8 protein-coding genes and 1 pseudogene are annotated in these 6589 nt (G+C 71.6%); 2 read left to right on the top strand and 7 right to left on the bottom strand.

From position 1 onward, the window contains the following. Positions 1-1660, top strand: a pseudogene (locus KAK06_RS13955) (hypothetical protein); the annotation flags it as partial. 39 nt (positions 1661-1699) lie between these two features. On the opposite strand, the gene KAK06_RS13950 reads toward KAK06_RS13955, so the two are convergent. Then, entirely contained in the window at positions 1700-2152 is a 453-nt protein-coding gene (locus KAK06_RS13950) for a hypothetical protein (protein ID WP_210802726.1), read from the bottom strand. Positions 2153-2360: 208 nt separating this feature from the next. Here KAK06_RS13950 and KAK06_RS13945 point away from each other — a divergent pair, with 208 nt between their 5' ends. After that, positions 2361-2888, top strand: coding sequence for a hypothetical protein (locus tag KAK06_RS13945; RefSeq protein ID WP_247652851.1), 528 nt, complete (start codon positions 2361-2363; stop codon positions 2886-2888). On the opposite strand, the gene KAK06_RS13940 is transcribed toward KAK06_RS13945, so the two are convergent. The 6 genes from KAK06_RS13940 to KAK06_RS13915 form a co-directional block, all read right to left on the bottom strand. Next, positions 2873-3358 (bottom strand): hypothetical protein, encoded by a 486-nt coding sequence (locus KAK06_RS13940; RefSeq protein ID WP_210802725.1) that lies wholly within the window; start codon positions 3356-3358, stop codon positions 2873-2875. The genes KAK06_RS13945 and KAK06_RS13940 overlap by 16 nt on opposite strands. After that, on the bottom strand, positions 3355-3804 hold the full coding sequence (locus KAK06_RS13935) for a glycoside hydrolase family protein (protein WP_210802724.1): 450 nt from the start codon (positions 3802-3804) through the stop codon (positions 3355-3357). Before KAK06_RS13935 ends, KAK06_RS13940 begins: the two co-directional genes overlap by 4 nt. Before the next feature lie 63 nt (positions 3805-3867). Continuing rightward, the gene (locus KAK06_RS13930; RefSeq protein WP_210802723.1) at positions 3868-5334 is read right to left on the bottom strand and encodes a radical SAM protein; all 1467 of its coding nucleotides are present in this window, start codon (positions 5332-5334) and stop codon (positions 3868-3870) included. Further along, the gene (locus KAK06_RS13925; protein WP_210802722.1) at positions 5331-5585 is read right to left on the bottom strand and encodes a hypothetical protein; all 255 of its coding nucleotides are present in this window, start codon (positions 5583-5585) and stop codon (positions 5331-5333) included. The genes KAK06_RS13930 and KAK06_RS13925 overlap by 4 nt, the downstream gene beginning before the upstream one ends. Before the next feature lie 7 nt (positions 5586-5592). Next, entirely contained in the window at positions 5593-6033 is a 441-nt protein-coding gene (locus tag KAK06_RS13920) for a hypothetical protein (RefSeq protein ID WP_210802721.1), read from the bottom strand. Beyond that, positions 6033-6587 carry a hypothetical protein gene (locus tag KAK06_RS13915; protein ID WP_210802720.1) on the bottom strand — a complete coding sequence of 185 codons (555 nt, stop codon included), beginning with the start codon at positions 6585-6587 and terminating at the stop codon, positions 6033-6035. The genes KAK06_RS13920 and KAK06_RS13915 overlap by 1 nt, the downstream gene beginning before the upstream one ends. Positions 6588-6589 lie beyond the last annotated feature (2 nt).

Here is a 6589-nt window from a genome sequence, read left to right as displayed (position 1 = left end):
CCGCCGCGCGCCAGCCGCTGCCCCTGCGACCGACACCGCCCCGCCGCCGCCCGCCGACGCACCGGCCGTCGAGCCCGAACCCGCTGCGCCGCGCAAGCCGCGCAGCCGCCGCAAGCCCGCCGCCGAGCCGGTGGCCGAGGCCGTACCGTCGGCCCTCGAGCCCGGGCCCGCGCCCGAGCCGGCGCCCGAACCCGAACCCCAGCAGCCCATCGCTCCGCCCGAGCCACCGGCCCACGCCCGCATCACGCTGCGCGGCGCACCGGTCTTTGAGCCAGGCCGCAACAGCACCGACGCGCACGCGCAGCGTCTGGCCCGCTGGCTGGATGACGATGGCGCGCTGCGCCTGCCTGATGCCGATGCGCTGGTGCGCCTGCTGGACGAGCTGGACGGCCGGGTCGATGTCGATGACGGCGTCTGGGCGCTGCTGGCGCGCCGCGGCGACCTGCAGCAGCGCATCGACCATCTCTCGGCGCTGTACCCGCAGGGCCTGGACACGGTGGACCTGCCAGCCGCCGCTGAGCTGCGCGCCTGCCAGCGCGAAGGCGCGTTCTACGCTGCCTGCGTCGGCAGCTGTGCGCTGGCCGATGACACCGCGCTGCAGCCCCAGCGCCAACTGGCGCTGGCCTGGCAACTGGTGCAGCGCCACTTCGGCGCCCAGCGCCTGGCGCTGCAGGCCCCGGCCGAGACCGTGGCGGACTGGGCTGCGCTGTTGGGTACCCTGCCGGCGCTGGAGGCCACCGCTGCCGATGTGTTGATCATCGACGCCCGCACCGGCCTGCCGCCGCTGGGCGCGTTGCCCGCCACCCCCTGGCTGTGGCTGCTGGCGCCGCCCGCGCTGCTGGACGATCCCGCCGCGGCGGCCTGGCTGGAGGCGCTGGACCGCACCGCCACCGGCGCCGTGGCGGCCTGGCAGGCCAATGGCGACGAGCGCGCGCTGGCGCCGCTGCTGCTGCGTCGGCGCTTTGCCGACGTGGCCGAGCAATGGCCGGCCTGGTCGGTGCACGAGCAACCGGTCTCACCCAGCGAGGACGAGGCCGCGCAACTGGACAGTCTGCTGGTCGGGATGCGTGAGGGCCTGGCGCGCTGGCAGCGCAGCGGCTTCCTGTCCGACAGCGATCAGCTGGCCCTGCTGCGCCAGCGCCGTGCCTGCGAGCAACTGGCCCGCGCGGCCGCCGCGGGGGCGCTGGTGCCCGCGGTGCAGCGCGCGCTGGCCGAGGGCGCGCAGCGGGTGCTGGTCTTCACCGCCGATGCCGAGCTGGTGGTGCCGCTGACCGAGGTGCTGCAGGGCGAGTACCTGCCGGCCCAGGCGCTGCCGGCCGGTGACGAGGCCGATGCGGCGCTGCGCCTGTGGCGCGATGCCGATGGCCCGCGCGTGCTGGTGCTGGCCGACGATGGGGACGGTCCGCGCATCGCCACGCACCCGCACCGGCCGGTGGTGATCCTGCTCGACGGTGCCACGGACGAAACCTTGCGGCACGCGCGCCTGGCGCGCGTGCGCGTGCCCCGCGGCGAGCGCGAGGTGCCGGTGCATGTCTTGCGGGTGCCGGGCTGGCCCGGCCTGCCGGCCGCGCCGACGCGTGCGCTGCTGCGCGGCGCCGAGCTGGCGGCCTGGCTGAAGGCGCTGCAGGCGGCGCTGCAGACCGACGCCATCGCGCCCTGACGCGGGCGCGACGGGGCGGCGTGCGCCGCCCCGCAGGCGTCACTCCAGAACGAAGTTGAACGCCACGAGGTTGCTCAGCACCGGCGTGCCGCCGGCGTTGAAGTCATAGGTCGTGACTTCCAGGTCGCCGGCCGGGCAGTCGGTGAAGGCGAAGGTGTCCTTGGTGAAGGCCAGCAGCGCAAAGCCCGACGACAGGTTCCAGTCGACGGTGACCTGCGGGGTCACCTTTGCCAGGTCCACGGAGATCGACGGCGTGATGCAGTGGATGCCGGTGGCTGGGGTGCTGACGGCGGCGATGCCCTTGGAGTGGATCACGCCACCAAAGCTCGGCGAGTAGTACAGCGCCACCTTGGCCTTGGTGGTGTAGGTGGCCGTCGTGGCTGCGTCCTTGATGCGGGCTGCGCCCGCCTTGCCGGCGTTCGGCGTGGCGGCAAAGGTGGCGGCAGCGGCAGCGGCAAGGCTCAGCACGGCGAGTGAGCGAATGATACGCATGGTGTTCTCCTGGCGGGTGGTGGTTGGGGAGGTCGGCCCGGGCAGTTTCTGTGGGGTGGCCCCGGCGCCTCTGGCATTGGGCTCGCGGACGCTGAGCAAACACATCCCTAGTGCGCAACTCGTCGCCCCCTAGGACCGATGGCGCTTTTGCGGCGGCAAAACGTCGCATGCTGCGCTGGTCGCTGCGCGGTGTGGTCAGAATCGGGCCATGCACACTTGGATGGCGCGTCTGCGCCAGGGCCTGCTGGCCCCGCTCAAATGGCTGCTGGCCCTGCTGATCCTGTTCGAGGAATGGGGCTGGGAGCCGCTGCAGCGCGTGGTGGCGGCGATCGGCCGCTGGCCCGGTTTTCGCTGGATCGAGGGCTGGGTGCGTCGCCTGCCGCCCTATGCCGCGCTGGCGCTGTTCGCGCTGCCGGCGCTGGCGCTGCTGCCCGTCAAGCTGGCGGCGCTGTGGGCCATCCGCCAGGGGCATGCGTTGCTGGGCGTGACGGTGATCGTCGTGGCCAAGCTGGTGGGCACGGCGATCGTCGCGCGCCTGTTCACGCTGACCCATGACGCGCTGATGCGCCTGCCCTGGTTCGCGGCGCTGTACGCGCGCTGGAGCGCCTGGAAGGCCGGCCTGCTGGCCTGGGCGCGTGCCACCGCGGCCTGGCAAGCGGCGCAGGACTTGAAGGCGCGCGTGCGGGCTTGGCTGGCGGCGATCAGGAACTCAGGCGCTGGTCAGCGCCGCTCGTAGTAGTAGATGCCGCACAGTGACGGGTCGGCCGTGGAGGCCGGTGCGCGCTCGCCGGAGAACGCCGCCATCGCACGCGGCGACTCGCCCGCGGACAGCGGCTCGGGCCGCCACAGCGCGATGTAGGTCACAGCGCGCGGCTTGGCGGCCGAGCCGCACAGCCGGTTCTTGTTCAGCAGCACCGGGTCGGCGGGCCCGCTGACGCGCAGCACCGCGGCTTGCACCCGCTCGCCCTGGTCGGCGAAGCTGACGCTGGGCGCCGGCCCTTCCAGCGCCAGGCCGGCACCATTGCCGAACACCAGGCGCCGGCCCGAGACCTGCACCGGCCCGGTGATGGACAGCGCGGTGGTGCTGGAGGCCACCCAGTGCTCGGTCGCATCGGGCCAGAGTGCGGCGGCCGGCGCCGCAGCCGACGCTTGCGCCGCCGAGGCCAGCACCGTGGCGGCCAGCAGGGCCCAACCGGCGGGTCTCATGGCTTCTCCTGGGGCTTGTCGGTGAGCTTGAGCAGCGCGCCCTGGAAGTCCTTCACGCGCACCGGGGTCTGGCTGGCCCAGCGCGACTTCTTGACCTCGGCGGCCGCGCCGGAGTAATTGCCGGCCAGGATCAGGGCCCAGGTTTTCTTGTGGACCTTGTACCAACCCGTGCCGAGCTGGAAATTCACCGAGGCCAGGTAGACCACGAAGTCGCTGTCCTTGATGCCAGCCTTCGAGGCCTGCGACTTGGCCGCCGACAGCGCAGCGGCGGAGTCGGCCTTGAAGAAGGCACTGACCTGGGCGTCGTCGATCTTGTCGCCGACCTTCAGCTTGTCGGCCGCGGTCACCAGGTGACCGATGCCCACCGTGGGGCGCTTGAGTGAATCCAGGTAGACATCATTGCGCACGCCTTCCCGGCGGCGCAGCAGGCTCTCCAGCGATGGCATGGTCCGTGGCCTCCCAGCCCAGTGATCCCAAGGGGTTGTGAGGGTAGCGCCGAATGTCGGCGCTCACCACCCCTGTTTGTGGGGCGCGGCGTCGGCAGCGGCCTGTCGCAGCGCGTGCTGGGCGGTCAGCTCGCCCCGGATCTGCGCCAGCAGCGCCTGCTGGCCGTCGCGGTAGAACAGGTTGTGGCTCTCGAAGGGCACCATGCGGCCGTCGGGCAGGGCCATGTGGATGCAGCTCTTCTTCAGCGCGCGGATGTCCAGCGAGCGCGCGTCCATGAACTGCACGATCAGCACGCGAAAGACGCTGCGGTAGTCCAGCCCCTCGGGCGCGGCGATCTGCGGCAGGCAGCACATCAGCTCACTCAGACAACTCGCTTGCGATTCGGGCGAATGGTTGGTGCTGAAGAGCTTGAAGACCTGGGACTTGAGCGACTCGTCGCGCTCGAAGACGATGGTGTTGCGGCTGGCCTCGACCAGCGTGGTGGGGTCCAGGTAGCGGGTCAGCGGCTGCAGGCCGCCGCCGGGCGTGCGGATCGCGTAGGCCATGGCCAGCGTGTCGGGGTTGCAGGGCACGGGCACCACGTCCTCGGCGGTGAAGACGCCGCTTTGGTCGACGATGCGGCGGCGCAGTTCGCTGACCGTCAGGCGGTGCCTGGCCGGGTCGTAGTTGTCGCAGCGGCCGGCGTCCTGCACTGGCTGCAGCGTCACGCCGCGCACGCAGGACCAGCCTTGCGCGTGCCGGATGATGTCGCCGATCTCGTCGTCGTTGACGCCGCGCTTGACGGTGACCACCAGCGTGGTCGACACGCCGGCCGCGTCCAGCGCGCGCAGCGCGTCCTCGCGCACACGGCGCAGGTCGGCGCCGCGCAAATCCAGCAAGGCGTCCCGGCGCAGTGAATCAAACTGGAGATACACCTCGAAGCCCGGCGCGTAGCCCGCCAGCCGCTCGGCAAAGCCCGGCTCCTGCGCGATCCGGAGGCCATTGGTGTTGAGCATCAGGTGACGGATCGGCCGCGCCTTGGCCGCGTCCAGGATGTCCCAGAAGCGCGGGTGCAGCGTGGGCTCGCCGCCGCTGAGCTGCACCACGTCGGGCTCGCCCTCGCTGGCCACGGCGGCGTCCAGCATCGCCAGCACCTCGTCGAAGGAGCGGTGCGTCAGCCGCTCGGGGCCGCTGCCGGCATAGCAGGTGGGGCAGCGCAGGTTGCAGTGGTCGGTCAGCTCGACGATGGTCAGGCAGCTGTGCTGCATGTGGTCCGGGCACAGGCCGCAATCGAAGGGGCAGCCGTACTGCATGGGCGTGGCGAATCGCTCGGGCATCTCGGGCGCCTTGACGTACACCTCGCGGCACAGGCGGTAGTAGGCGGCATCGTCACTGATCAGCACGCGCTCGGTGCCGTGCGCCGGGCACCACTTGTCCATGAAGACCTGGTTGTCCTTCAGCACGATCTTGGCCTCCACCGGCCGCAGGCAGGTGGTGCAGACCGAGCTGGTGGTGTCGTAGAACAGCCAGGGGCGGGTCTTGCGGCTCATGCGCCTGTCCTGTGCTGGAACCGTTGGCAGGCGCGCACGGCCCATTGGCAGGCTGCTGCCAGGACCAGGCTGAGCAGGCCGGTCAGCGCCAGCCCTTCGGCAAACTCGTCACGGTGGCCCGGCGGACCGCCCAGCGCGGCACCCAGGCCGAAGACCACGGCCGGGATGCCACACAGCAGCAGGAATGCCATGGCCAGCCGCAGCAGCAGGATCACCGGCCACAGGCCGTTCGTGGAGGCGGGAGAGTTCATTGGGGGCTCAGGATGGGCTGTTCTGTCCGTTGTCGCGGGGGGATGGCGGCGTAGCGGGGGGTGGCGCGGCGGGCGAGAACGGGGACAGATCGACATCGTCCGGCTCGGGCGCTGCAGACTGTTGTCGATTGGCGCGCAGCGCTCGTCGCAGCAGCCAGCCGGTCAGCGCGGCGATGGCCACGCCCACGCCACCCACAGCCAGGAACATGGCGCCATAGGCGCCGCTTTCGCCGCCCTCGGTCACCGAGACCAGTCCGGCCACCACCCCGAAGCCGCCGCACAGCCCGAAGCCGGCGGTGCTGAGCACCAGCAGCGTCAGCCACAGACCGCGCAGGAAGCGCTCTCCCGACCGCTCACCCGGCCGGGCACGCCGCAGGTAGACCACGGCGCCGATAATCAGCAGCAGGATGACCAGGGGGTTCAGCAGGAATCCGATCAGCAGGCTCATCAGCGGTCCTCCGCGGGCGAGGTCTTGAACAACTGGCGGGCCAGTGCCCCGGCAATGAGCAGGCCCACGGACCCCAGTCCGATCGCCAACCCGGCAGCGTCACCGCCGCTCTGCAGGATGATGATGCCTTCCATCACTCCCCAGCTGCCGCACAGGCCGAAGCCGGCCATGAGCACGACCAGTGTCACCACCACCAGGCCGCGCCACAGGCGGGTCAGTGGGCGGGCCGGGGCACCTGGCCTGGGCTGCGGGCCGCCACGGCCCTGGAAACGCAGGTCCTGCCACAGCGCCCAGCCCGCCACACCCGAGATCAGCAGGCCCGGCAACTGGGTGAACAGCAGCATCGGGGTCCAGGTCTGGATGTCCGGATGGGTGGCCAACTGCCAGCCCAGCATCGCCAGCGCAAACAGTGCCTGCGCCACCACCAACGCGAGCAGCGCCCGGGCGAGCCACTGCCATGTCCGCCCAGGGCCCGACAGCATCGTCGGATCGGCCTGCGCGCGGCGCAGGAACCAGATGGCCAGGGCCATCAGCACAAACGCAAGGTAAGCCATCG

It is taken from the genome of Ideonella aquatica (assembly GCF_018069755.1).
GTDB lineage: Bacteria > Pseudomonadota > Gammaproteobacteria > Burkholderiales > Burkholderiaceae_C > Ideonella > Ideonella aquatica.
Note: the sequence above shows the minus strand (reverse complement) of the source record. Positions and strands in the feature narration are given on the sequence as shown.

Excerpts from the sequence above, each read along its gene's own strand:
- KAK06_RS13950 (WP_210802726.1), bottom strand. The coding sequence starts at position 2,152 with ATGCGTATCATTCGCTCACTCGCCGTGCTGAGCCTTGCCGCTGCCGCT.
- KAK06_RS13945 (WP_247652851.1), top strand. The coding sequence starts at position 2,361 with ATGCACACTTGGATGGCGCGTCTGCGCCAGGGCCTGCTGGCCCCGCTC.
- KAK06_RS13940 (WP_210802725.1), bottom strand. The coding sequence starts at position 3,358 with ATGAGACCCGCCGGTTGGGCCCTGCTGGCCGCCACGGTGCTGGCCTCG.
- KAK06_RS13935 (WP_210802724.1), bottom strand. The coding sequence starts at position 3,804 with ATGCCATCGCTGGAGAGCCTGCTGCGCCGCCGGGAAGGCGTGCGCAAT.
- KAK06_RS13930 (WP_210802723.1), bottom strand. The coding sequence starts at position 5,334 with ATGAGCCGCAAGACCCGCCCCTGGCTGTTCTACGACACCACCAGCTCG.
- KAK06_RS13925 (WP_210802722.1), bottom strand. The coding sequence starts at position 5,585 with ATGAACTCTCCCGCCTCCACGAACGGCCTGTGGCCGGTGATCCTGCTG.
- KAK06_RS13920 (WP_210802721.1), bottom strand. The coding sequence starts at position 6,033 with ATGAGCCTGCTGATCGGATTCCTGCTGAACCCCCTGGTCATCCTGCTG.
- KAK06_RS13915 (WP_210802720.1), bottom strand. The coding sequence starts at position 6,587 with ATGGCTTACCTTGCGTTTGTGCTGATGGCCCTGGCCATCTGGTTCCTG.